Raw genomic sequence first — 22,874 nt, 5'->3', positions numbered from 1 at the left:
TTTTTGAGCTTAAACACCAGCTTGTGCCGATCCGTCGCCTCCCAGAAACGCTGATCAACCGCATCGCTGCCGGCGAGGTGGTGGAGCGGCCGGCCAGCGCGGCCAAGGAACTGGTCGAAAATGCGCTTGACTCCGGCGCACGCCATATCCGGGTTGTGCTGTTGAATGGTGGCATCGACGGCCTCGAGGTTGCCGACGACGGGATTGGCATGGCGCCCGATCAATTGCGCCTGGCCATCGAACGCCACGCCACCTCCAAATTGCCCGATGGCGATCTGTCGGCCATCGCCACCATGGGCTTTCGCGGCGAAGCGCTGCCGTCGATCGGCTCCGTCGCCACGCTGTCGCTCACCAGCCGCGCGGCAAATGGCGAAGGGTGGGAACTGGTGGTCGATAATGGCCGCATCATCGCCGATGGCCCGGCCAGCGCCGCGCCCGGCACGGTGGCGCGGGTCGAAGGCCTGTTCGCACAGGTGCCGGCGCGCCGCAAATTCCTGAAATCGCCGCGCAGCGAACTGGCGGTGTGCCATGATCATATCCGCCGCCTGGCGATGGCCAATCCGCAGGTCGGCTTCGTGCTCGAACATGAAGGCCGGCGGCTGCTCAATCTGCCGCCGTTGCCCGACCCGTCGCCGGCCAGCAGCCTGGCGCGGCTGGCCGCGATCATCGGCGCGGACTTTGCCGGCAATGCCGTGGCAGTCGATCTGGCGCGCGATGGCCTGCATCTGGCTGGCCTTGCCGGCCTGCCGACCTGGAACCGCGGCGTCGCCGATCACCAATATCTGTTCGTCAACCGCCGCCCGGTGCGCGACCGCCTGCTGGTCGGCGCGGTGCGCGGCGCCTATCAGGATTTGCTGGCCCGCGATCGCCATCCGGTGGTGGCGCTGTTCCTGGATGTGCCGCACGATTTCGTCGATGTGAACGTGCACCCGGCCAAGACGGAGGTGCGGTTTCAGGATGCTGCCATGGTGCGCGGCATGATCGTTTCGGGGCTGCGGCGTGCGCTGGACGAGGCCGGCATCCGCGCCAGCAGCCGGGTGGCGGCGTCGGCGCTTTCGGCGTTCGTCGCCGAACCGATGACGGCGGCGTTCGCGGCCGAACCGCAGATGCCGGCGTTCGGGGTCGCTGCGCCGCCCGCTGCATTCGCCGAACCGCCGCGCCTGTTCACTGAACTGCCACCGGCCTTCCCGCCGGCCTTTGCTGCCCACATGCCGGCGCCGGCGGCACCAGCACCGCAGCAATTTCCGCAGCAATATGCCTTGGGCGCGGCGCGCGGCCAGATCGCCGCCACCTATATTGTCGCCGAAACCGCCGATGCGCTGATCATCGTCGATCAGCATGCCGCCCACGAACGGCTGACGCTGGAGCGCATGAAGAAAGCATTGCAAGACGCGGCTTTGGCCGGCGGCGCGGTGCCGGCGCAGGCGTTGCTGGTGCCCGAAGTGGTCGAGCTGGATGAAATTGCCGCGGGCCGCATTGCCGCCCGCGCCCCGGAACTGGCCGAGTTGGGGCTGGACATCGAAGCCTTCGGCTCCACCGCCATCCTCGTGCGCGCCACCCCGGCCATGCTCGGCACCTGCGATGTGCGCGGCCTGATCACCGATCTCGGCGATGATCTCGCCGCCTTCGGCAAGGCGTTGTCCCTGAAAGAACGGCTGGATGCGGTCGCCGCCACCATGGCCTGCCACGGCAGCGTGCGCGCCGGCCGGCAATTGTCCGTCGCCGAAATGAATGCCCTGCTGCGCGAAATGGAGATCACCCCCCACAGCGGCCAGTGCAACCATGGCCGCCCGACCTGGGTGCGCCTCGCCAAGACCGATATCGAGAAATTGTTCGGACGGCGCTGAAACGCATCTTTGCTGTTGCGAACCACTTGCATTTGGCGCGCGACTCGGTGATAACGCGTCTCAACAGCCGCTGGATCGTCAGCGGGCGGAGTGGGGAATTGGCGTGTACGTCTGTGTCTGCAATGCCCTGAAGGAACGCGACGTGAAGCAGGCCGCCCGCGCTGCCGGCACGGCCTGCCCGCACGCGGCCTATGCCCAGCTTGGCGCCAAGGTGAAATGTGGCCAGTGCCTGCCGTTTGCGCGCGAAGTCGTCGCCCAGGCCAGCAGCTTCGCCTGAGGGCGGCAATTACGATCAAATACGCTCGTCACCCCGTGTCAAGCACGGGGTGACGACGATGGTTGTGGCGATATCCCACTGCTACTGCGAGTGCGTTTCACCAGCAAGTATCGGAAATATCACGCTTTTTCTTGACGTGCGCCAGATCGGATGGCATCACTCCTGCAGCAACTTAGGAGACACGCCATGAAGGGCGACGCCAAGGTCATCGATTTTCTCAACGCCGTGCTCAAGGGCGAGTTGACCGCGGTCAACCAATATTGGCTGCATTACCGCCTGCTCGACAATCTCGGCATCAAGCGCCTGGCCGATTATGAGCGGCATGAATCCATCGACGAGATGAAGCACGCCGACAAGTTGATCGAGCGCATCTTCTTCCTCGATGGTTTCCCCGGCATGCAACAGCTCGGCCGCCTGCGCGTCGGCGAAACCGTGGAAGAAGTGCTGCAAGCCGATCTGGAGCTTGAACACGAGGCCATCGCCCTGCTGCGCGACGCCATCCAATATTGCGAAAGCGTGCGCGATTACCCGTCGCGCGACCTGTTCGCCGAAATCCTGCGCGCCGAGGAAGAGCATGTGGATTTCATCGAAACCCAGCAGACGATGATCAGTCAGATGGGCCTGCACAATTATATCCAGCTGCAATCGAAGTCGGCGGCGGCGTGAGGACGAGCGGCAATTGACGGCACCGCCAGGACGGCGGCTGCGCCAGACCCCCATCCGGCCGCTCCTCTGGGGCCGGTCGTTCAAGGCCGAAAAGGCCCAGAGCGTGCGGCGTTGCAGCGGCTGACCGCACCGGTCGTGCGCCGCCAGCGCGTCATAAGGGTGGTTGCAGCGTCGGGTTCGGCATGCGGCAATCTTCACGCTGGGCGATGCCCATTCCGGCGCGCGGCGCCGCGGCTGCGCAGCAAAGCCGTTTCAGATCGGCCAACAGCTTTTCGATGCGCCGGACGTAGAGCAGGCCGTTGCGCACCATGGCTTCACTGCCGTGCACCCGTGCCGGAACGATCACGCCGCCCCCACGGCTTTCCACAAGGCCGCGCGTGATCAGCGCCAAAACGCGCCGCCGTACGGTCGCATAAGTCAGTTGTTCGGACTGCGCCAGCGCCCGCAGGCTTGCAGGCAGGCGGTCGCGATCGTCGGGAATGGCGTCCGCAGCGGCGTGGCGGCTTGAGCGTCCCGGATCGGCGTTGATATGTTCGACATTCATGCGGATGATGGCGATGAACAGGGTGAAACCCAGCAGCGACCCGCACATATCGGAGGCAGCCTCTGCCGTCAGCACCGCGAATTCGTTCCACACTCTCGCGACCAGATCCGGCGGCAGCGCCCGCAGCGTTGCCGGATCGATGGCCTGCGCCGATGCCGAGCCGAGCCCGGCGAGATCGCCGACGATCGCCACCAGCGCCGCCGCATCGGCGTCGACAAGCGCCTTGCCGGGGGGCAACGTCAGCAGCGTCGCCGGCACGATCCAGCCGGAGCCAAGCTTCTGGAGCGTGCCGCGCCGTTGCAGATCGAGCGCCTGGCGGCGGATCGTTTCGTGCGGAATCCCCATCGATTCGGCAATGCTCATCAGGCTGACCGGCCGGCGGCGGTTGTCATCGACGGCGAGGCCGGCGCCGGCCGGATCATCGAGACGGATGCGGGCGAGATTGGCAGCCAGCGCGACGTGCACGATCAGCAGCGTGGTGGCGTTGAGGTCGAGTGTTGCGCGCCAGCGCGCTGCCCGCAGGCTGCCGGCAGCAATGAAGTGCCGCGCCAGCAGCCGGGCGATGTCAGGCGCCGCAAATGACGGGGCCATCGCCTTCCCCCCGTCAAATCCGGAACCCTGATCGGGGGCGATCGCTGACATTCGTGCTCCAGAAATGACGTCACGATATAGGATAGTGAAGGATTTTACATTTGTCAGACGGTGGCTGCTCATTTCGGGGCGCAAGCCACGCGGCAATGGCGCGCAGTCTGCTGAAAACATCGGGGGTGCAGCGGCGCTGTGCCGGTTCAACCCAGCCACCAAAGGATGATCCGTGAAGCTGGCAACCATCTTACTTGCCGGCACGCTCGTCGCACTCGGCAGCCCGGCAGGCGCCAGCAGCTTCACCAACGGCGGCTTTGAATTGCTGTTTTCGCGTCCCTGGCGGGACCAGTGGCGTGGCTGGCTTTGCCGCAGGGAGCCAAAGGCCGGTTTGGGTGGTTGGTGATCTGTCGGGCTCTATCCGCCCCTGAAAGGACGTCCATGATCACCCTGATGCCCCTGCCATTCGCCGCCGATGCGCTTGCCCCGCACATCTCGGCCGAGACCTTTGCCTATCACCATGGCAAGCATTTTGCCGCCTATGTCACCAAGACCAACGAATTGATCGCCGGCACCGACGATGCCGATGCCGATCTGGAAACCATCGTCGACAATGCCGATGAAGCCGACAATGTCGCGCTGTTCGACGCGGCGGGGCAGGCGTGGAATCACGGCTTCTTCTGGGCCAGCCTGGCGGCCCCCCCGTCTGATATGCCGTCCGATGCGCGGCCCGGCGGCGGGCTGGCCGAGGCGATGGCGCGGGATTTCGGTGGCTTTGATGCCATGGCGGCGCAATTCGTGAAGACCGGCACGGCGGAGTTCGGATCGGGTTGGGTCTGGCTGGTCAGCGATGCCGATGGCGCCTTGTCGATCTGTTCCACCCACGATGCGCTGCCGGTGTGGGTCGAACAGCCGGTGATGCCATTGCTGGTGTGTGATGTGTGGGAACACGCCTATTATATCGATTGGCGCAACGATCGCGGCGCGTTTCTGAAGGCGTTCATGGGTGATCTGGCCAACTGGCGCCACGCCGAAGCGCAATTTGCGGCCGCCATTGCCGATGATGAAGGCTGGCAATATCCGGTGTGAACGAAACGAAACGGGCCGCCGTGGTTGCCCACAGCGGCCCAAATTCTGCTGCGAACAGGCTCAGCCGCGGCTGGACGCGTAGAGGCTCCACAGATCGGCGATGTCCTTCATGCCGCTCTTTTCCTGCACACCCTTGAAGCTGGCGATGGCCACGGATTTCTGGCCGGCCTTCACCGCGGCAATGCCCTTGAACACGCGCGCATAATCGGCATCGGCGCCGTTCGCGCCAATGGCCTTGTCATAGGCGGTGATGGCCTTGCCATATTCGTTCAGGCCCAGCCAGGCGTTGCCGCCCTTGAAGGCGGTGGCCGGCGCGGCGGACAATTTCGCGGCTTCCGGGCCTTCGCTGGCGACGGCCTTGCCGGCGGCCGCAGAAAGCTTCTGGTCCATCGGATCGCTGGTCACGCCGGATTTGTCGAGCGCGGCCTTGGCGACGGCGGCCTGGCCGTTCATCAGCGCCAGCTTGGCGAAATCGTGATAATCTTCCTTGCGGTCCAACGTGCCGGTGCTGAACATCAGGTGATACAGCGCCAGCTTTGATTCCGAACGCATGTTGGTCTGCTGGAAATTGGTGAGCAGCGCCTTCCAGCGCGCCGGCGAGGCATCGACCTTGATCAGCTTGGTCGTGGTCGCCAGATAGCCCGCCTTGTCGCCGGACTTGTACTGCGCGCCAGCGAGATTTTCCAGATAGATCGCCTTGGCGCCGTTGCTGGCGATCAGCTTGTTGTAAGAGGCGATGGCATCCTTGTGGCGACCCTGGCGGGTGTAGACCTGCGCGACCAGGATCTGCATGCCTTCGCCGCCGCAGCCCTTGGCGATGCCGACGGCCTTGTCGAGCTGACCGGCCTGATAATAGAGCGGCGCCAACTGGTTGCACGGGGCACCGACTTCCTGCAGCGCGGCCGCCGCTTCGGCATAACGGCCGACCGCAGTGAAGGCGTAGCCGGCCATCTGCGCGGTCTTCTGCTTTTCTTCGGCTGAGGATGATGCAGCGCGGGCCTGGCCGATGGCGGCGGCCACCCCGGCGGCATTGCGCGACTTGGCGGCGGCAGCGGCGGCATTCAGCGCCTTGCCGACGGCCTGCGACACGGCGGCACTGGCCGGCATGGCCGCGGCAAGCAGCGGAACGACAATCAACAGTCGGGCGGTTTTCAGCATTGTTCTTCCTTGGCTGTTGCAGACCCAGGCCTGGTCAGTTGCAAGGAGCGTGCGCGCTGCCATCGCAACGCCACCGAATCCCCCTTGCTTCCTCCCAAAGCAAGCTTCACCGTTTAGCGAATTGAAAAGCCGGCGCAACGGGGCAAATCGCCGTAGCATGGCCAAATTATGGCCAAATGGTTGCGTGCGCGCAGTGAAGCGCCTATCCGCCGACGCAATATTGCGGCCAGGCGGGGCCAAATTGCTGGGGAGACCGACCATTCGCGCCTTCATCTTTCCGGGCCAGGGCAGCCAATCGGTGGGCATGGGCAAGGCCCTGGCCAACGCCAGCCCGCACGCCCGCGCCGTTTTCGAGGAAGTGGACGAGGCCTTGGGCGACCGCCTGTCGCGCCTGATGTGGGAGGGGCCGGAGGACGATCTCACGCTCACCGCCAATGCGCAGCCGGCGATCATGGCCTTGAGCATGGCCTGCCTGCGCGTGCTGGAAGCCGAAGCCGGCATCAGGCTGGCCGACAAGGCGGCCTTCGTGGCCGGGCATTCGCTGGGTGAATATACGGCGCTGTGCGCCGCCGGCAGCCTGGGCCTGGCCGATACGGCGCGGCTGTTGCGGTTGCGCGGGCAGGCGATGCAGGCGGCGGTGCCGCCTGGCGTGGGCGCGATGGCGGCGCTGCTCGGGCTGGATTTCGAAACCGTGACCGGCCTGGCAGCAGAGGCCGCGCAGGGTCAGGTCTGTGCGGCGGCCAACGACAATGCCAATGGCCAGGTGGTGGTTTCCGGCCATGTCGAGGCGGTGGCTCGCGCCATGAACCTCGCCAAGGCCAAGGGCGCGCGTCATTCGGTGTTGCTGCCCGTGTCGGCGCCGTTCCATTGCGCGCTGATGCAGCCGGCGGCGGACGCCATGGCCGAGGCGCTGGCGGCGGCGCCGCTGCATGCGCCGCAGGTCGCCCTGGTGGCGAATGTGACGGCCGCCGTGGTCAGCGATCCCGACGATATTCGCCGCCTGCTGGTGGAACAGGTGTGCGGCACGGTGCGCTGGCGCGAATCGGTGCTGGCGATGGCCGATCTGGGCGTGACCGGCTTTGTCGAATTGGGCGGCAAGGTGCTCGGCCCGATGATCCGCCGCATCACGCCCGATGTGCCGACGATCACCGCCGTGGACATGCCCGGCCTGGAGGCGATTGCGAAGTCGCTTTGATCCCTCTCCCCTTGAGGGAGAGGGCGACTCGCCGCAGGCGAGCGGGGTGAGGGGTTTGCGCCCGTTGTGACATGAGGGAGTTCGAAAAATGTTCGATCTGACAGGCATGACCGCGCTGGTGACCGGCGCTTCGGGTGGCATCGGCAGCGCCATCGCGCGCGCCCTGGCGGCGCGGGGCGCGCGCGTCGCGCTGTCGGGCACGCGCGCCGAGGCGCTGGCGGCGGTGGCGGCAGACTGTGGCCCCGATGCCGTGATCCTGCCCTGCAACCTGTCCGATTCTGCCGCGGTCGATGCGCTGGTCGGCCAGGCAGTCGAGGCGCTGGGCGGCCGGCTGGACATCCTGGTCGCCAATGCCGGCATCACCCGCGACAATTTGGCGATGCGCATGAAGGATGAGGAATGGTCGGATGTGATCCGCATCAACCTCGAAGCCACCTTCCGCCTGTATCGCGCCGCCGCGCGCCCGATGATGAAGCAGCGTTTTGGCCGCCTGATCGCCATCACCAGCGTGGTCGGCGTGACCGGCAATCCCGGCCAGGCCAATTATGCCGCATCAAAGGCCGGCCTGATCGGCATGTCCAAGGCGCTGGCGCAGGAACTGGCGTCGCGCGCCATCACGGTGAATTGCGTGGCACCGGGCTTCATCGTGTCGGCGATGACCGATGCACTGCCGGATGCGCAGAAAGAGGCGTTGACGGGGCGAATTCCGGCCGGAAGGCTTGGTGCTGGCGAGGATATTGCCGCGGGCGTGGTGTATCTGGCGTCGAAGGAGGCTTCGTATGTGACGGGGCAGACGCTGCATGTGAATGGCGGGATGGTGATGCCGTGACCATCTCCCCTCCCGTTGAGCTGCGCTCGCCTGCGGCTCAGGGGCCGGGCCGGGGGTGGGGATGTGCCGCTGGGCCTGACTTTGGCCCCAGCGGGCGCGGCCGGCGGCAAAGCCGCCGGGTCCGCTGAAACTTGTCAAAAGAAGAACGCAAGAAAGAGCGTGGCGGCGCCACAAGCCTGCCCCGGCGAAGGCCGGGTTCGAAGCGGGCGGCGCGCAGGTACGCGCGCCGCCCGCCCGGCCGTGCTTGCGTCTGTCGGCGCGCGGCACGCGCGCCCGCGGCGCTGCGCTCTTGCCACAATTTCGCCATCGGGCTATCGCCGCCAAGCAACCTACCGGCGAATGACCGCCGTAACCTAGGGGAATGAACATGAGCGACGTCGCCGAGCGCGTGAAGAAGATCGTGGTGGAGCATCTGGGCGTGGAAGCCGAGAAGGTCACTGAAGCTGCCAGCTTCATCGATGATCTGGGCGCCGACAGCCTCGATACGGTCGAACTGGTGATGGCGTTCGAAGAAGAGTTCGGCGTGGAAATCCCCGACGATGCTGCTGAAAAGATCCTCACCGTCGCTGATGCGATCGGGTTCATCGCGGAAAACAGCAAGGGTTGATGATCGGCCCGGGCAAGGGCACGGTTCAACCCGCGTGGGCGGTTCGGCGTAATCGGCCGGACCGTCAGCGATGGGCCGGCCAGCAGCCCCGCCTGCGAATTTCCGGCCCTTCGCTCAGCTTGAGCGGAGGGCCGTTTTGCGCTGGCCCGCCGCTTGTGAGAGAATAAGTCAGGGTGCCGGCCCACACAGGCCGGACACAGAGGAAGTGGAGCGCCAATGCGCCGTGTCGTGGTCACCGGGCTGGGTCTTGTCACCCCACTGGGCAGTGATGTCGAAACCATCTGGGCCAATATCCTGGCGTCGCGATCCGGCATCGGCCCGATCACCCGCTTTGATGCCAGCAACCAGGCCTGCCGCATCGCCGGCGAAATAAAGCCCGGCGATGGCACCGGTATGACCTTCGATGCCAACAAGCGCGTCGATTACAAGGTGCAGCGCCAGGTCGATCCGTTCATCATCTTCGGCATCGATGCCGCCGGCCAGGCCATCGAGGATGCCGGGCTGACCGACATGACCGAGGAACAGCGCTTCCGCGCCGGCTGCTCGATCGGCAGCGGCATTGGCGGGCTGCCGGGCATCGAAGCCGAATCGATCGTGCTGCATGAAAAAGGCCCGCGCCGCGTCAGCCCCCATTTCGTGCATGGCCGGCTGATCAACCTGATCTCGGGCCAGGTTTCGATCAAATACGGCCTGATGGGGCCGAATCATGCGGTGGTGACGGCCTGTTCCACGGGCGCCCATGCCATCGGCGATGCGGCGCGCATGATTGCGCTGGATGATGCCGATGTCATGCTGGCCGGCGGCGCCGAAAGCGCGCTGTGCCCGCTCGGCATCGCCGGTTTTGCCCAGGCCCGCGCGCTTTCGACCAATTTCAACGATGATCCCACCCGCGCCAGCCGCCCGTGGGATCAGGCCCGCGACGGTTTCGTGATGGGCGAAGGCGCCGGCGTGGTCGTGCTGGAAGAATATGAGCACGCCAAGGCGCGCGGCGCGAAAATCTATGGTGAGGTCATCGGCTATGGCCTGACCGGCGATGCCTGGCATGTGACGGCGCCGCATCCGGAAGGATCGGGCGCGTTCCGATCGATGGCGATGGCGCTGAAACGGGCCGGCCTGAACCCGGAAGACATTGATTACATCAACGCCCATGGCACCTCCACGCCGATGGGGGATGAATTGGAACTGGGGGCGGTGCGGCGGCTGTTCGGCGATGCCGTCGGCAATGTGTCGATGTCGTCCACCAAATCCGCCATCGGTCACCTGCTCGGCGGTGCCGGCGCGGTTGAAGCGATCTTCTGCCTGCTTGCCCTGCGCGACCAGGTGGCCCCGCCGACGCTCAACCTGGACAACCCGTCCGAAGCCTGCATCGGCATCGATCTGGTCCCGCATGTCGCCAAACCCCGCCGCATCCGCGCCGTGCTGAACAACAGCTTCGGCTTTGGCGGCACCAATGCCACGCTGGTGATGCGCGGCGTGTGATGGTGTGAGTGATGCGGCGCACCGGCCTGGCCTTTCTGCTTCTGCTGGCGCTGCTGGGTTTGCCGCTGGGCGTGGCACCGTGGTTCGGCTGGGGGGCATCGCTGGGCCAGCCGCAGCCTTTCATCGTCGAAAATGGCGCCAGCCTGGGCAAAGTGACGCGCGCGCTGGAGCACCAGCACATCATCCATTCGGCAGGGCAGTTCCGCGTGCTGGCGCGCGTGCTGGGCAGCGACGCACCGGTGCAGGCCGGCCGCTATCGCCTGGCCGCGGGCATGGCCTGGCGCGACATCCTATCGGCCCTGCAGCAGGGGCGCACCGAACGTCAGGCGGTCACCATCCCCGAAGGCTGGCCCGCGGTGCTGGTGGCTGAGCGCCTGAACGGCCTGCCCGGCCTGGCCGGCACGATCGCGCCACCGCGCGAAGGCAGCATCCTGCCCGATACCTATGCGTATGAATCGGGCGAACCGCGCGCCGCCGTGCTGGGGCGCATGCAGGCCGCGATGGCCAGGGCGCTGGCCGAAGAATGGCCAAAGCGCAGCGCCCGCGCCGTGGTGAAAAGCCCGGCCGAAGCGGTGATCCTGGCCAGCATCGTCGAAAAGGAAACCGGCAAGGCCAGCGAGCGCCGGACCATTGCGGGCGTGTACAGCAATCGGCTGCGCACCGGCATGAAGCTGGATGCCGATCCGACGGTGATCTATCCGATCACCAGGGGCAAGCCGCTGGGTCGCCGAATCCGCCAATCGGAATTGCGGCGCGACACCGGATACAACACCTATCTGAAACCCGGCCTGCCCGCCGGGCCGATCGCAAATCCGGGGCGGGCGAGCCTGCGCGCCGTGCTCGATCCGGCCGCGACCGACGCGCTGTATTTCGTGGCTGATGGCAGCGGCGGCCATGTCTTTGCCGCCACGCTCGCCGAGCAGAACCGCAACGTGCAGCGCTGGTTCGCCATCCGCCGCCAGCGCGGTGAGATGTGAGCCGCAAGCCGGCCTTGCGCGCCAATTCGAATCGGACCAGTCGGCCGGTGCCGTTCCGCCCTGCCAGCGCCCGCAAGCGCCGGGCCGGTGTCTGGCTGTGGGTGGCCCGCCTTGCGGCGCTGCCGGTGCTCGGCTGGTGCCTGGGGCTGATCTGGTTCAGTCTGGCGCTGCCCGGCCCGGCACCGCTTGCCGCGCGAACCGATGGTGTGGTGGTGCTGACGGGCGGGGTTGGCCGCTTCCGGCGCGGGCTGGCGGTGGTCGAATCCGGATCGGCGCGGCGCCTGCTGGTGTCGGGCGTGGGCGCCAACACCAGCCGGCGCGATCTGGCCGGGGCGTTCGGCGTGGCCACGCGGCGGCTGCGCACCACCGATCTGGGCTATGAAGCCATCGACACACGCTCCAACGCCGAAGAAACCGCGCGCTGGGTGGCCAGTCACAAGTTCACGTCGATCCGGCTGGTGACGTCGGCGGCGCACATGCCGCGCGCCCGGCTGGAACTGGCGCGGGTGCTGCCGGCCGCGGTGATCGTGCTGCAGGACGGCGTGCCGTCGGAACCGAAAGCGCCGAGCCTGGCGTTTGAATATTCGAAATATCTGCTGCGCCGTGCGGCGCTGCTGGCCGGCGTGGCCTGATGGAACGGGCCCTGTTGGCTCAGCAGGATGCGCCGCCGGTGCTGGCCACCATCTTGGCCTTCGTGCGCACCTGCCTGTTCCAGATCGCCTTCATGGGCGGATCGCTGGTGCTGGTGCCGCTGGCGCTGCTGCTGGGGCTGATCGTGCCGAAGGGTTCCGGCAGTGCGCTGCTCTATATCGGGCCGCAATTGTGGGCCGGCTGGTTCCGCTTGACCAGCCGCGTGGTGGCCGGGGTGCGCATCGAGATCGACGGCCAGATTCCAGCGGGGCCGCAACTGTTTGCCCTGAAACATGAAAGCGCGCTGGAAGCGATCCTGACCCTGTGGTGGTTCCACCGCCCAGCGGTGGTGATGAAGCAGGAATTGCGCGCCATCCCGATCTGGGGGCTGGCGTCGGCGCGGCATGGATCGATCTTCGTCAATCGCGCCGGCACCGCCGGCATGCTGCGCGAGATGATGCGCCAGGCGCAGGCGGCGGTGGCGCAGGGGCGCCCGGTGGTGATCTTTCCGGAAGGCACGCGGGTGGAAGTGGGTGATACCCCGCCGCTGGCCGCCGGTTTTGCCGGCCTGTACAAGATGTTGAAACTGCCGGTGGTGCCGGTGGCGCTGGACAGCGGCAGCGTGTGGCCGAAACGCTTCATCAAATATCCCGGCACCGTGCACATGAAGATTGGCGCATCGATCCCGCCCGGCTTGCCGCGCGCCGATGTGGAAACGCGGGTGCATGCCGCCATCAATGCGTTGCGGATACCATCATGACCGAAAAAATTGCCGGCGGGCGCCGCTGGCCGTTGCTGTTGGCACTGTTGCCGCTGATCCTCGGGCTGGCGGTCTATGGCCAGTTGTGGCGCGGTTGGGCGGCGCAGTTCGAAACCACGCTGGCCGGCTGGTTTCCGGGGCAAGCGCCGATCGTGAGCGGCTTTCCCTATCGGCTGGAAACCGAGCTGGCCGGCGTATCGCTGGCCCATGATGGCGAGGTGGACGTGCGCATGACGGCCGAGCGGTTGCGGCTCAATCGCGGGCCGTGGCGGCCGGAATTGACGGTGGCGCAAGGGGAGGGGCTGGTGCTGGCGGCGGCGTTGCCTGGCCTGTCGCCGCGAATCACCGCGCCAGCGGGCACGGCGAGCCTGAAGCTGAGCAGGGACCCACGCGGCCAGACAAGGCTGGCGCGGCTGTCGATCGTGCTGCCGGGAGCCAGCGGAAGCGTCGGGTTGGCCAGCGAAGGCCCTTCATTCCAGGCCGACAATCTCGAGTTGCACGCGCGCGAAATCGAACCGGCGGGCACCCCCGCCGCCAATGATCCCAGCCTGCCGCCGCGCGGGCAATTGGTGATCGGCGCACAGGGGCTGCGCATCGGGGCCGGTGCGGCGATCAGCCTGGCCGGGGAAGCGAACGTGCGTGGCGCCGCGCCGCTGCGGGCGTGGCGCGCGTGGGCAGGCACCGGCAGTGTCGATCTGGCCATCAGCGGCCGCGATGCCACCGGCGAATTGTTTGCGCTGGCGGCCAGCCTGGTGCCGGTGGGCAGCGGATTGCGCCTGGCGGGCACGGTTCGCACCGTCTGCCCGATCAGTGTGCAGGCGGCGCTGGCGGGCATCGTGCCGCCGGCCGAACAACGGCTGCGTGCGCCCGTGCAACTGGCCATCGAAAGCCTTTTGCCCGCCGGCGACGCCGTGGCCCTGCGCGGCATGCCCGCCGATCTCGCCACCCGCCCGCGCCGTGGCCAGTTGCCGGCGTGCCCGCGCTTGCGCTGAAGCCCAAGGAACATTGCGCCGAGATTGAAGCGATTAACGCCATCCCCGCAAGGGCGAGGGCGGCGACGTGCTTCAATCAAAACCCAATCGGGTCTAATCGTTGCGGCCAAAATCCGTCTTGTCGGTATCCTGCCCTTCATCGATGATGCTGCGGCGGATGGCGCGGGTGCGAGTGAACAGGGCTTCCAGCGTGTCGCCGTCGCTCCAGCGGATGGCGCGTTGCAGGGCGACCAGATCTTCGGTGAAGCGGCCCAAGAGTTCGAGCACCGCCTCGCGATTGTTGAGGAACACGTCGCGCCACATCACCGGATCGGAAGCGGCGATGCGGGTGAAATCGCGGAAGCCGCCAGCGGAATATTTGATCACCTCGCTGCGGGTGACGGCTTCCAGATCGCTGGCGGTGCCGACGATCGAATAGGCGATCAGGTGCGGCAGATGGCTGGTGACGGCCAGCACGCGATCATGGTGGGCGGCGTCCATCCGATCGACCCGCGCGCCCAGCCGGCGCCAGAACTCCGCCAGCCGTTCGACCATCACTTCATCGGCACGCGGCGGCGGCGTGATGATGCACCAGCGATCACGGAACAGGTTGGCAAAGCCGGCATCCGGCCCGGATTTTTCGGTGCCGGCCACCGGATGGGCGGGGATGACATGCACGCCGGGCAGGGCATCGCCCAGCACCTTCGCCACGCTTTCCTTCACCGAACCGACATCACTGACCACGCAATCGGGGGCGAGTTCGCCAGCGATTTCGGCGGCGACCGCTGCCATCGCGCCGACCGGCACGCACAGGATCACCAGATCGGCATCGACCACTGCCGCGCCCGCATGGTCGGCCACATCATCGGCCAGATCGAGCTCTGCCACACGCGCGCGCACCTGCGGGTCCGCGTCGGACACGCTCAACCGCACCGTGGGCATGGCGGTGCGCACGGCGCGCGCCAGTGACGAGCCGATCAGGCCCATGCCGATGATGGTGACGCGCGCGAACGGCAGCATCAGGCGGCGCTGCCGACGAAGGCCCGCAGCGCGGCGGCGACGGCCTGGGTTTCGGCTTCGGTGCCGATCGAGATGCGCAGGCAGCGCGGCATGTCCTGCACGGCCAGGTAACGGCAGATGATGCCGGATTCGAGCAGATGCTGGTTGGCCGCCGCCGCCGTGACCGGACCATCCTCCGGGAATTCCACCAGCAGGAAATTGCACGCCGATGGGATGGCGCGCAGGCCGGCGTTGCCCAACGCCGCGATCTCGCCGGCCAGCCAGCCACGCAGGCGGATGGTTTCGGCCCGCACCATGGCGATATGCGCATCGTCGCCCAGCGAGGCGACTGCTGCCGCCTGGCCGGTGCTGGTGACGTTGAACGGCCCGCGCACGCGATCGAGCGCGGCGATGATCGCCAGTGGTGCCACCGCCCAGCCGACGCGCTGCGCGGCGAGGCCGTGGATCTTGGAAAAGGTGCGGGTCACGATCAGGTTGGGCGCGGCCTGCGCCAAGGTGAAGCCGTCTTCATAATCGCCCTCGACGAATTCGGCATAGGCGCAATCCAGCACCAGGATCACATCGCGGCGCAGCCCGGCATGCAGGCGGCGAATGTCTGCGGCCGGCAGCAGCGTGCCGGTGGGATTGTTGGGATTGGCCAGATAGATGATGCGGGTCAGCGGTGTGACCGCAGCCAATATCGCATCGATATCGGCGGCGTAATCGACATCCGGCACCACCACCGGCGTTGCCCCCACCCGCCGCGTCGCGCCTTCGTACACGGCAAAGCCATGGCGCACATGGATGATCTCGTCGCCCGGCCCGGCAAAGGCGCTGGCGATCATGTGCAATATCTCGTCGCTGCCGGTGCCGCAGATGATGTGGGCCGGGTCCACGCCAAATTTCGCGCCCAGTGCATCGCGCAGCGCCGTGCTCGCCGGATCGGGGTAGCGGTGGCCCTGCGCCACCACATTCTGCATCGCCGCCACGGCAAGCGGCGAGGGCCCCCAGGGGTTTTCGTTGGAGGACAGCTTGGCCACGACGGCCACGCCGCCAGCGCCGGCCTTGCCCGGCACATAGGCGTGCATGGCTTCGATCCAGGGCTTCATCACGGGTGCGGCAGCGGTGGCAGGGCTCATGTCGGCCCGGTTAGCGAATATCGCTGGCACAGTCACCCCTGCGCAAGTATTGCGCGGCGCAGCATGGATGACGATTATTCCCAATCCCGCTTTGGTCTTGATCGCCGCGTCACCTTGGCCGGCGATTTTCCGCTGGCCGGCGGCGCGGTGCTGCCCGAACTCACCATCGCCTATGAAACCTATGGGCGCCTCAACGCCAATGCCAGCAATGCCGTGCTGATCTGCCATGCGTTGACACTCGATCAATATGTCGCCAGCCCCAACCCGCGCACCGCCAGGGCCGGCTGGTGGACACGGCTCGTCGGCCCCGGCAAGCCGGTGGACCCCGCAGACTGGTTCGTGATCTGCGCCAATGTGCTGGGCGGCTGCATGGGTTCGACCGGGCCATCGAGCATCGATCCGCGCGATGGCCGGCCCTATGCCTCGCGCTTTCCGGTGATCACCATTTCCGACATGGTGGCGGCCCAGGCCCGCCTGCTCGATCATCTGGGGGTGGATCGCCTCGCGGCGGTGATCGGCGGCTCGATGGGCGGCATGCAGGCGCTCACCTGGGCGGTGCGGCACCCTGATCGCGTGCAGAAGGTGGTGGCCATTGCCACGGCGGCGCGTCATTCGGCGCAGAATATCGCCTTCCACGAAGTCGGGCGGCAGGCGATCATGGCCGATCCGATGTGGCAGGGCGGCGATTATGGCGACGCGCCGCCGGTGGCGGGCCTGGCCGTGGCGCGCATGGCGGCACACATCACCTATCTGTCCGAAGCCGGGCTGACCGAAAAATTCGGCCGCCGGCTGCAGAATCGCGACGCGGTGTCGTTCGGCTTCGACGCGGATTTCCAAGTCGAATCCTATCTGCGCCACCAGGGCCTCAGCTTCGTCGAGCGGTTCGATGCCAACTCCTACCTCTATATCACCCGCGCCATGGACTATTTCGATCTGGCCGAGCCGCATGACGGCAATCTGGCGCGCGCCTTTGCCGGCGTGCAGAGCCGCTTCTGTCTCGTCTCCTTCACCTCCGACTGGCTTTATCCCACCGCCGAAAGCCGCCGCATCGTGCGCGCGCTCAACGCCGCTGGCGCGCCGGTCTCCTTCGTGGAGCTGGAAAGCCCCTTCGGCCATGACGCCTTCCTGCTTGAGGCGCCGGACATGAACCGCGTCATCAACGGGTTTCTCACCGCATGACCCCGGTGCATCTGCGCCCCGATCTGGCCGCCGTGGCTGCGGCTGTGCCGACTGGCGCGCGCGTATTGGATATCGGCTGCGGCGATGGGCAGTTGCTGGCCTGGCTGCGCGACACCAAGGCCGTGGAGGGCCGCGGCATCGAGCTTGATCCGAATGATGTGGCGGCGGCGGTGGGGCGCGGGCTGGCGGTGGTGCAGGGCGATGCCGATACCGATCTGGCCGATTATCCCGATGCCGCCTTCGATGTGGTGATCCTGTCCAACACATTGCAGGCCATGCAGCGGCCGGCGGTGGTGCTGCGCGAACTGGTGCGGATCGGGCGCTGTGCCGTGGTCTCCTTCCCGAATTTCGGCCATTGGCGGGTGCGCGCCATGCTGGCGCTGACGGGGCAGATGCCGGTGACGCGCAGCCTGCCGATCAGTTGGCACGAAACGCCCAACATCCATTTCTGCACCATCGCGGATTTCGAAGCGCTGGCGGTGGCGATGGGCCTGACCGTGCAGGGCCGCACCGCGCTGAGCGCCGGCAAGCCGGTGGCGCTGTGGCCGAATCTGCTCGGCGATACCGGGGTGTTCGTGTTGCGGCGATAGGATATCGTCCGGCACATGGACGCCGACCTCGATCCCGAACTGATCCGCTTCCTGCGCGAGGAGCTCGGCCATGAACTGCCGACGGGCCGCAACTGGACGTTCAGCGGGCCGCTGTGGATCTGGAAGGGCAAGGTGCAGGACGGCAAGCCCAGCCCGGTGTCGTGGCATTTCCTCACCATCACCGGCGCGGTGGCCGATGGCATCAAGGCAGCAGCACCGGGGCGCACGGCGGCGTGGGGATCGGTGTATGTGAAGGTGCGGCTGGGCGGGACATTATGGCAGACGTCCGTTTTCCCGTCCAAGGAGGCCGGCGGTTATCTGCTGCCGTTCAAGGCCGCGGTGCGCAAGAAGGAAGGCGTGGGGGAGGGTGATGTGGTGACGGTGGAACTGTCGCTTTGAAGCGCAGCGGTCACCAAACAGAACAAGTCATGCTGGCGCAAGCCAGCATCCACGGTGGGGCAAGGGCCCGGCGGCACGGTGGATGCTGGCTTGCGCCAGCATGACTTGGTTCTTGTATCGACCCGCTTAGGCGGCGCGCGCGGTGATGATCTTGCCGGGGCTGCGCGGCGGTTCGCCCTTGGGCAGAGCATCGATATGCTCCATGCCCGACGTCACTTCGCCCCACACCGTGTACTGGCGATCGAGGAAGCGCGCATCGTCGAAGCAGATGAAGAACTGGCTGTTGGCGCTGTTCGGCGCGCTGGTGCGGGCCATCGAGCAGACGCCGCGCACATGCGGTTCGGCCGAGAATTCCGCCTTCAGATCGGGCAGTTTCGAACCGCCGGTGCCGGTGCCCTTGGGGCAGCCGCCCTGCGCCATGAAGCCGGGGATGACGCGGTGGAAGACCACACCGTCGTAAAAGCCTTCGTTGGCGAGGCCGGCAATGCGCTCGACATGGCCGGGGGCCAGATCGTTGCGCAGGCGGATGACGACATCGCCGGTTTCCAGGGTGAGGGTGAGCGTGTCGGCCATGGTCAGTCTCCGGATGGGGGAAAGGAAGCGGCCTTAGCCGAGCAAGCGATGCGCCTCAAGCCGTTCCCGCAGGATCGCCGGCAACGGTGCTGCGCCGCCATCGGGCCCGCGCACCACCAGCACGGCATCGGACAGGGCAATGCAGCGCTCCGCCTGGAACGCCGCCATCGCCATGCGGAAACTGGAGGTGCCGATGTGCGACACGCCCAGCATCAGCGCCACGGCGTGCGGATAATGGCCTTCCGCCAGATAATCGATGCCGACATGCGCGACCATGAAGCGCGGGCGTGGCCCCGCGAACAGCCTGGCCGTGCCGGTGTTGAACTGCACGCGCGCCTCTTCGAACAGTTGCGCGATGGCAACATTGTTGAGATGGCCGTTGGCATCCATGTCGCCAAAGCGCGTCGGCAGATCGAGCCGTGCCGGATAGGTTTCGGCCAGCAGCCGGCCCGGATCACCTCTCATCGCAAGCTGTACCGCACCGGCAGGGTCTTCAGGCCGGAGACGAAATTGGCGATGCTGTTCTTCGGCTCGCCGGTCAGGGCGATCTCGTCCAGCCGTGGCAGCAGTTCGGCGAACAAGGCGCGGATTTCCATGCGCGCCAGATGCAGGCCCAGGCATTGGTGGACACCATTGCCGAACGCGGTCTGCGGGTTGGCGGCGCGGTCGACCTTGAAACTGAACGGGTCATCGAACACCGTCTCGTCGCGGTTGCCCGACCAATAGAACAAGGCGACGCCATCGCCGGCCTTGATGGTCTTGCCGCCGATTTCGGTATCCTGGGTGCAGGTGCGCATGAAATGCTTCACCGGCGTCACCCAGCGGATCATTTCTTCCACCGCTTGCGGGATCAGCGCCGGATCGGCCTTCAGCTTGGCCATCTCGGCGGGTTTGCGGATCAGTTGCAACAGCCCGCCCGACGCGCTGCTGCTGGTGGTGTCATGGCCGGCGGTGACCGTGATCGCGTAATAGCTGACCGCTTCGTGCAGGCCGATGGGTTCGCCATCCACCGTGCCTTGTGCGATCACGGTCGCCAGATCGTCGCGCGGGTTGGCGCGGCGATCCTGGATCACCTCCCCGAAATAGACGAAGAACTGCTGCACCAGCGCGAACAGATCGATCTGGGGATTGCCGGAGGCTTCAGGGTTGCCCGAACCCTGCGTGATGATGCGGCTGCGCGCCACCACATCCGGGTCCTGCGGGCCGAAAATCTCCTGCGTCATCTGCAGCATGCGGTTCTCGTCGGCGTCGGGCAGGCCCAGGATCATCATGATTACCCGCAGCGGATACCAGAGCGCGACCTCGTTCACGAAATCGCAGGTGCCGCCCAGCGCCGCCATGCGATCGACATGCGCCTTGGCGATGCCGGCGATGCGCGGTTCCAGCGCGCGCAGATTCTGCGGCATGAACCATGTGTTGGTGATGCGCCGCAATTTCATGTGCAGCGGATCGTCGAGATCAACCAGCGTGCGGAACAGATGCGTGTCGCCGGTGGTGGCCTTCACCCAGTCTTCGGCCTCGACGGGCGAGATATAGGTGCGTTCCCGGTTGATGAAGCGATCATTGGCCTTGGAAATCGCCACGATATCGGCGTGCCTTGTGATCGACCAGAACGGTCGGAAGCCGGTGGGCTGGGTCCAGTGCACCGGATCGTCGCGGCGCAGCGTGGTGTAGGCGTCATGGATGGTTTCGTCGGCATAGGCGGCCGGGTTGACCAGCATGTCGTCGATAGTGTCGCTGTTGAAACCTTGGAATGGCATGGCGGTCATTGGCTGCGTCCCCGTTCTTGCACCTGGCCGCGTGCGGCCTCCACATCGGCGGCCGATACGCGGGCGTTGGCGGCGGTGGAGCGCGAATTCTCCAATGCCATCGCCTCGCCGAACGGCAGCGCATAGCCGTCGCCGATCAACCGTTTGTACGTCCTTGAAAATTCCGGCGCGATGCTGGCCATGTCGTGCGCCAGCTTGACCGCGGCCGGCAGCAATTCGTCCGCCGGCACGACCCGGTTCACCAGCCCCCAGCGCTCGGCGGTGGCAGCATCGAGGAAATTGCCGGACAGCGACAGTTCGCGGGCGCGATACGGGCCGATCAGCCGGGAGAGCTTCTGGCTGAGGCCCCAGCCCGGCATGATGCCCACCCGCGCATGCGTATCGGCAAAACGGGCGTTCTGCGATGCGATCAGCACGTCGCAGGCCAGCGCGACCTCGAAGCCACCGGTGATGGCCACGCCGTTGATGGCACCGATCACCGGCTTGCCGGTCTGCTCGATGGCTTTCACCGGATTGTCATCCGGCCCTTCGGCGTTCGCGGCGCCCAGGCCCTGTTGCCCGAGTTCCTTCAGATCGAGCCCGGCGGTGAACGCCCGTGTGCCGGCGCCGGTGAGCACGATGGCGCGCACGCTGTCATCAGCCTCCAGGTCGCGGAACGTCGCTGCAAGCGCGCGGCGCAGCGCGGCGCTGAGTGCGTTCATCGCCTGCGGCCGGTTGAGGGTGACGATTGCCACCGGGCCGTCGCGGCTGACCAGCACCACATCTTCGCTCATGTCGATTCTCCTGCGCAAGGCCACGCCGTCCCCGCAAGGGGAAGGGCGTTGAGCGCCATTATCGTTAGAGGCTTGTGACGGCCGCGCCGACTGCAATTGGCGATAGGGCTGTCACTTTCCCCGGCGCAAAATGATGTAGAATGCGCCGCCGCCGCCATGGCGCGGGTGGGCCCCGCGCAGGGAGGCGACGTGCGGGCGCAGATCGGGGCGATCCAGCCAGTGCATCAGTTCATCGCGGATGCGCGCCGGGCGGTCCGGGCGGCCCTTGCCGGTGATGACCAATATGACGCGCGCGCCATCGCCGGCCAGGATGGCGCTGGCCAGCACGCCGTGCGCTGTGGCCAGCGTGTGGCCGTGCAGATCGACGACGCGATCGGGTGCCAGGCGACCCCGGGCGATCTGGCGATCCCAACTGCCATCCAGTGTCGCGCCGAGCGGGTGTGGGGCTTTTGCTTTGGCGGCCGGTGCTGCGGGCGGACGCCGTGACGGGCTGGGCGGGGTCTTTGCCGCGGGTGGCGGCTCTGCGGTGGCGACCGGCGCGGGCGCGGCGGGCAATTTCGGCATTTCGCGGCCGGGCAGGGGCTTCACGCTGGCTGCCACCCGCGCCCACAGCGCGCGTTCGTGGGCGCTCAGCCGACGCATCAGGGCAGGCGCGCGGCGGCGCTGGTCGGGATCAGCAGGATGATCCGTGCACGCGCGGATTGCGCGCCGGCGGTGGCCGCCGCGTCGGCACCGGCGCCCAGGAAGAGATCGATTCGGTTGGCGCCCTTGATCGCCCCGCCGGTATCCTGTGCCACCATCAGGGCCGTGAAGGCCTCGCCGCTGCGGGTCAGCACCGTATCCACCAACAGCGGCGCGCCAAGCGGAATGAACGCCGGATCGGCCGCGACGCTCACGCGCGGCGTCACCGGCACATTCAGCGCGCCGATCGGGCCTTCGCCGGTCAGGATGCGAAAGAAGATCTTCGAGCCATTGGCGTCGAGCACGGCGGGCGCCTCGGCCGGATTGGCCCGCAGCCAGGCGAGGATCTGCACCATGCTGGCCTTGCCGCGTTCCAGCCGGCCCTGTTCGATCAGCAGCCGGCCGATCGCCAGATAGTCACGGCCGTTCTGCCCGTCATAGCCGATGCGCAGCACCTCGCCATCGGGCAGGCGCAGGCGGCCGCTGCCCTGGATTTCCAGGAAAAATGCCTCGTAGGGATCGGCCGCCCACGCCAGTTCAAGGCCACGACCGGCGAGCGCACCGGCGCTGATCTCGGCGCGGCTGGCATAGGGCACCAGCCGGTTGCCCTGCACCCGGCCGCGCACGGTGCGGCCCTTCAGGCTGGCGGCGAAATCGCCCAGCGGCACATCGATCAGATCGGGCGGCCGGCGGTAGATCGGCACGTCGTAACCGGGCGCGCGGGTACGGCTGGCGGCGATTTCGGGTTCATAATAGCCGGTGGCAAAGCCGTCGCCGCCGGTCACGGCAACGGCGGTGAAATATAGCTGGAAAAAGCCGGCTTCGGCGCCGGGCGCGACGCTGGCGGACGCCGCGCAGGCCGCTTGCCAATCAGCGGTTGTGGTCAGGCCCGACAGGTCTTCGCGGCGCAGCAGGGCGGGGCAGGAGCGGCGGAAGGCGGTGAGCGCGGCCACGGCATCGGGCAGGGTTGACAACTCGATGCGGGCTGCACCGGCATCGGCGGCGCGGGCCGGCGTGGCGGGCGGGACTGGTGCGGGAACGGCCGCCGCCGGCATGGTCGGTGGGGCTGGCGGCGTTGCCGGCCGCTCGCGCTTGCCGGCACAGGCCGCAAGCAACAACAACGTGGCCAGCGCTATGGTCTGGCGCATCATCCTTTCACCC

The 22,874-nt window shown here is 66.9% G+C and carries 26 protein-coding genes; 16 read left to right on the top strand and 10 right to left on the bottom strand.

Annotated elements, in window-relative coordinates; genetic code table 11:
* The first annotated feature begins 23 nt into the window (after positions 1-23).
* The 3 genes from mutL to bfr all read left to right on the top strand — a co-directional run bounded on the left by mutL (position 24) and on the right by bfr (position 2,790).
* Positions 24-1,847, top strand: a complete 1,824-nt coding sequence (mutL, locus tag ABWP22_RS11390; RefSeq protein WP_353200095.1) for a DNA mismatch repair endonuclease MutL — start codon at positions 24-26, stop codon at positions 1,845-1,847.
* 103 nt (positions 1,848-1,950) lie between these two features.
* Entirely contained in the window at positions 1,951-2,124 is a 174-nt protein-coding gene (locus ABWP22_RS11385) for a (2Fe-2S)-binding protein (protein WP_353200094.1), read from the top strand.
* Positions 2,125-2,310: 186 nt separating this feature from the next.
* The gene (gene bfr, locus ABWP22_RS11380) at positions 2,311-2,790 is read left to right on the top strand and encodes a bacterioferritin (protein ID WP_353200093.1); all 480 of its coding nucleotides are present in this window, start codon (positions 2,311-2,313) and stop codon (positions 2,788-2,790) included.
* 151 nt (positions 2,791-2,941) lie between these two features.
* Here the strand turns inward: bfr and ABWP22_RS11375 are convergent, their stop codons facing one another.
* Positions 2,942-3,925: a hypothetical protein gene (locus tag ABWP22_RS11375; protein WP_353200092.1), complete on the bottom strand. Its 984-nt coding sequence runs from the start codon at positions 3,923-3,925 to the stop codon at positions 2,942-2,944.
* A 223-nt stretch (positions 3,926-4,148) separates the two neighbouring features.
* On the opposite strand from ABWP22_RS11375, the gene ABWP22_RS11370 reads away from it, so the two are divergent.
* Positions 4,149-4,322, top strand: a complete 174-nt coding sequence (locus ABWP22_RS11370; RefSeq protein ID WP_353200091.1) for a hypothetical protein — start codon at positions 4,149-4,151, stop codon at positions 4,320-4,322.
* 35 nt (positions 4,323-4,357) lie between these two features.
* Positions 4,358-5,005, top strand: a complete 648-nt coding sequence (locus ABWP22_RS11365; protein WP_353200090.1) for a superoxide dismutase — start codon at positions 4,358-4,360, stop codon at positions 5,003-5,005.
* Positions 5,006-5,065: 60 nt separating this feature from the next.
* Here ABWP22_RS11365 and ABWP22_RS11360 read toward each other — a convergent pair whose 3' ends face one another.
* On the bottom strand, positions 5,066-6,163 hold the full coding sequence (locus ABWP22_RS11360) for a hypothetical protein (protein WP_353200089.1): 1,098 nt from the start codon (positions 6,161-6,163) through the stop codon (positions 5,066-5,068).
* 259 nt (positions 6,164-6,422) lie between these two features.
* Here ABWP22_RS11360 and fabD point away from each other — a divergent pair, with 259 nt between their 5' ends.
* The 8 genes from fabD (at position 6,423) to ABWP22_RS11320 (ending at position 13,632) form a co-directional block, all read left to right on the top strand.
* A complete protein-coding gene (fabD, locus tag ABWP22_RS11355; RefSeq protein WP_353200129.1) occupies positions 6,423-7,358 on the top strand; it encodes an ACP S-malonyltransferase in 936 nt (311 codons plus the stop codon).
* Positions 7,359-7,446: 88 nt separating this feature from the next.
* Positions 7,447-8,187 (top strand): 3-oxoacyl-[acyl-carrier-protein] reductase, encoded by a 741-nt coding sequence (gene fabG / locus ABWP22_RS11350; protein ID WP_353200088.1) that lies wholly within the window; start codon positions 7,447-7,449, stop codon positions 8,185-8,187.
* A gap of 367 nt (positions 8,188-8,554) precedes the next feature.
* Positions 8,555-8,794, top strand: coding sequence for an acyl carrier protein (locus tag ABWP22_RS11345; protein ID WP_353200087.1), 240 nt, complete (start codon positions 8,555-8,557; stop codon positions 8,792-8,794).
* 216 nt (positions 8,795-9,010) lie between these two features.
* A complete protein-coding gene (gene fabF, locus ABWP22_RS11340; protein WP_353200086.1) occupies positions 9,011-10,273 on the top strand; it encodes a beta-ketoacyl-ACP synthase II in 1,263 nt (420 codons plus the stop codon).
* Between the two features lie 11 nt (positions 10,274-10,284).
* Positions 10,285-11,250, top strand: coding sequence for an endolytic transglycosylase MltG (mltG, locus tag ABWP22_RS11335; protein WP_353200128.1), 966 nt, complete (start codon positions 10,285-10,287; stop codon positions 11,248-11,250).
* Positions 11,247-11,882, top strand: a complete 636-nt coding sequence (locus ABWP22_RS11330) for a YdcF family protein (protein ID WP_353200085.1) — start codon at positions 11,247-11,249, stop codon at positions 11,880-11,882. The genes mltG and ABWP22_RS11330 overlap by 4 nt, the downstream gene beginning before the upstream one ends.
* Positions 11,882-12,640 (top strand): lysophospholipid acyltransferase family protein, encoded by a 759-nt coding sequence (locus ABWP22_RS11325; RefSeq protein ID WP_353200084.1) that lies wholly within the window; start codon positions 11,882-11,884, stop codon positions 12,638-12,640. The genes ABWP22_RS11330 and ABWP22_RS11325 overlap by 1 nt, the downstream gene beginning before the upstream one ends.
* Complete coding sequence (locus ABWP22_RS11320) at positions 12,637-13,632, top strand: hypothetical protein (RefSeq protein WP_353200083.1); 996 nt, start codon at positions 12,637-12,639, stop codon at positions 13,630-13,632. Before ABWP22_RS11325 ends, ABWP22_RS11320 begins: the two co-directional genes overlap by 4 nt.
* A 93-nt stretch (positions 13,633-13,725) precedes the next feature.
* On the opposite strand, the gene ABWP22_RS11315 is transcribed toward ABWP22_RS11320, so the two are convergent.
* Together ABWP22_RS11315 and hisC are read right to left on the bottom strand one after the other, a co-directional pair.
* Positions 13,726-14,631: a prephenate/arogenate dehydrogenase family protein gene (locus ABWP22_RS11315; protein WP_353200082.1), complete on the bottom strand. Its 906-nt coding sequence runs from the start codon at positions 14,629-14,631 to the stop codon at positions 13,726-13,728.
* Positions 14,631-15,749, bottom strand: coding sequence for a histidinol-phosphate transaminase (hisC, locus tag ABWP22_RS11310; RefSeq protein WP_353200081.1), 1,119 nt, complete (start codon positions 15,747-15,749; stop codon positions 14,631-14,633). The genes ABWP22_RS11315 and hisC overlap by 1 nt, the downstream gene beginning before the upstream one ends.
* Before the next feature lie 63 nt (positions 15,750-15,812).
* Between hisC and metX the strand changes: the two genes are divergently transcribed.
* Genes metX through ABWP22_RS11295 form a run of 3 tightly spaced genes read left to right on the top strand, consistent with a single transcriptional unit; the run spans position 15,813 to position 17,917 of the window.
* Positions 15,813-16,928, top strand: coding sequence for a homoserine O-acetyltransferase MetX (metX, locus tag ABWP22_RS11305; protein WP_353200080.1), 1,116 nt, complete (start codon positions 15,813-15,815; stop codon positions 16,926-16,928).
* The gene (gene metW, locus ABWP22_RS11300) at positions 16,925-17,518 is read left to right on the top strand and encodes a methionine biosynthesis protein MetW (protein ID WP_353200079.1); all 594 of its coding nucleotides are present in this window, start codon (positions 16,925-16,927) and stop codon (positions 17,516-17,518) included. Before metX ends, metW begins: the two co-directional genes overlap by 4 nt.
* A gap of 15 nt (positions 17,519-17,533) precedes the next feature.
* Entirely contained in the window at positions 17,534-17,917 is a 384-nt protein-coding gene (locus tag ABWP22_RS11295) for a DUF1905 domain-containing protein (protein ID WP_353200078.1), read from the top strand.
* A gap of 126 nt (positions 17,918-18,043) precedes the next feature.
* Here the strand turns inward: ABWP22_RS11295 and ABWP22_RS11290 are convergent, their stop codons facing one another.
* The 6 genes from ABWP22_RS11290 to mltA form a co-directional block, all read right to left on the bottom strand.
* Complete coding sequence (locus ABWP22_RS11290; protein WP_353200077.1) at positions 18,044-18,490, bottom strand: peptidylprolyl isomerase; 447 nt, start codon at positions 18,488-18,490, stop codon at positions 18,044-18,046.
* A gap of 33 nt (positions 18,491-18,523) precedes the next feature.
* Entirely contained in the window at positions 18,524-18,955 is a 432-nt protein-coding gene (locus ABWP22_RS11285; RefSeq protein WP_353200076.1) for an acyl-CoA thioesterase, read from the bottom strand.
* Complete coding sequence (locus ABWP22_RS11280) at positions 18,952-20,259, bottom strand: cytochrome P450 (protein ID WP_353200075.1); 1,308 nt, start codon at positions 20,257-20,259, stop codon at positions 18,952-18,954. Before ABWP22_RS11280 ends, ABWP22_RS11285 begins: the two co-directional genes overlap by 4 nt.
* Complete coding sequence (locus ABWP22_RS11275; protein ID WP_353200074.1) at positions 20,256-21,032, bottom strand: enoyl-CoA hydratase; 777 nt, start codon at positions 21,030-21,032, stop codon at positions 20,256-20,258. The genes ABWP22_RS11280 and ABWP22_RS11275 overlap by 4 nt, the downstream gene beginning before the upstream one ends.
* 111 nt (positions 21,033-21,143) lie before the next feature.
* Complete coding sequence (locus tag ABWP22_RS11270; protein WP_353200073.1) at positions 21,144-21,674, bottom strand: Smr/MutS family protein; 531 nt, start codon at positions 21,672-21,674, stop codon at positions 21,144-21,146.
* Complete coding sequence (gene mltA / locus ABWP22_RS11265) at positions 21,674-22,861, bottom strand: murein transglycosylase A (RefSeq protein WP_502951118.1); 1,188 nt, start codon at positions 22,859-22,861, stop codon at positions 21,674-21,676. The genes ABWP22_RS11270 and mltA overlap by 1 nt, the downstream gene beginning before the upstream one ends.
* Positions 22,862-22,874: the final 13 nt, after the last annotated feature.

Source organism: Sandarakinorhabdus sp. (assembly GCF_040398665.1).
Taxonomy (GTDB): Bacteria; Pseudomonadota; Alphaproteobacteria; order Sphingomonadales; family Sphingomonadaceae; genus Sandarakinorhabdus.
The sequence above is the reverse complement of the archived record's forward strand: the minus strand, read 5'-3'. Positions and strand labels throughout refer to the sequence as shown.

Excerpts from the sequence above, each read along its gene's own strand:
- bfr (WP_353200093.1), top strand. The coding sequence starts at position 2,311 with ATGAAGGGCGACGCCAAGGTCATCGATTTTCTCAACGCCGTGCTCAAG.
- ABWP22_RS11375 (WP_353200092.1), bottom strand. The coding sequence starts at position 3,925 with ATGGCCCCGTCATTTGCGGCGCCTGACATCGCCCGGCTGCTGGCGCGG.
- ABWP22_RS11365 (WP_353200090.1), top strand. The coding sequence starts at position 4,358 with ATGATCACCCTGATGCCCCTGCCATTCGCCGCCGATGCGCTTGCCCCG.
- ABWP22_RS11360 (WP_353200089.1), bottom strand. The coding sequence starts at position 6,163 with ATGCTGAAAACCGCCCGACTGTTGATTGTCGTTCCGCTGCTTGCCGCG.
- fabG (WP_353200088.1), top strand. The coding sequence starts at position 7,447 with ATGTTCGATCTGACAGGCATGACCGCGCTGGTGACCGGCGCTTCGGGT.
- ABWP22_RS11345 (WP_353200087.1), top strand. The coding sequence starts at position 8,555 with ATGAGCGACGTCGCCGAGCGCGTGAAGAAGATCGTGGTGGAGCATCTG.
- fabF (WP_353200086.1), top strand. The coding sequence starts at position 9,011 with ATGCGCCGTGTCGTGGTCACCGGGCTGGGTCTTGTCACCCCACTGGGC.
- mltG (WP_353200128.1), top strand. The coding sequence starts at position 10,285 with ATGCGGCGCACCGGCCTGGCCTTTCTGCTTCTGCTGGCGCTGCTGGGT.
- ABWP22_RS11325 (WP_353200084.1), top strand. The coding sequence starts at position 11,882 with ATGGAACGGGCCCTGTTGGCTCAGCAGGATGCGCCGCCGGTGCTGGCC.
- ABWP22_RS11320 (WP_353200083.1), top strand. The coding sequence starts at position 12,637 with ATGACCGAAAAAATTGCCGGCGGGCGCCGCTGGCCGTTGCTGTTGGCA.
- ABWP22_RS11315 (WP_353200082.1), bottom strand. The coding sequence starts at position 14,631 with ATGCTGCCGTTCGCGCGCGTCACCATCATCGGCATGGGCCTGATCGGC.
- hisC (WP_353200081.1), bottom strand. The coding sequence starts at position 15,749 with ATGAGCCCTGCCACCGCTGCCGCACCCGTGATGAAGCCCTGGATCGAA.
- metX (WP_353200080.1), top strand. The coding sequence starts at position 15,813 with ATGGATGACGATTATTCCCAATCCCGCTTTGGTCTTGATCGCCGCGTC.
- metW (WP_353200079.1), top strand. The coding sequence starts at position 16,925 with ATGACCCCGGTGCATCTGCGCCCCGATCTGGCCGCCGTGGCTGCGGCT.
- ABWP22_RS11295 (WP_353200078.1), top strand. The coding sequence starts at position 17,534 with ATGGACGCCGACCTCGATCCCGAACTGATCCGCTTCCTGCGCGAGGAG.
- ABWP22_RS11290 (WP_353200077.1), bottom strand. The coding sequence starts at position 18,490 with ATGGCCGACACGCTCACCCTCACCCTGGAAACCGGCGATGTCGTCATC.
- ABWP22_RS11285 (WP_353200076.1), bottom strand. The coding sequence starts at position 18,955 with ATGAGAGGTGATCCGGGCCGGCTGCTGGCCGAAACCTATCCGGCACGG.
- ABWP22_RS11280 (WP_353200075.1), bottom strand. The coding sequence starts at position 20,259 with ATGACCGCCATGCCATTCCAAGGTTTCAACAGCGACACTATCGACGAC.
- ABWP22_RS11275 (WP_353200074.1), bottom strand. The coding sequence starts at position 21,032 with ATGAGCGAAGATGTGGTGCTGGTCAGCCGCGACGGCCCGGTGGCAATC.
- ABWP22_RS11270 (WP_353200073.1), bottom strand. The coding sequence starts at position 21,674 with ATGCGTCGGCTGAGCGCCCACGAACGCGCGCTGTGGGCGCGGGTGGCA.
- mltA (WP_502951118.1), bottom strand. The coding sequence starts at position 22,861 with ATGCGCCAGACCATAGCGCTGGCCACGTTGTTGTTGCTTGCGGCCTGT.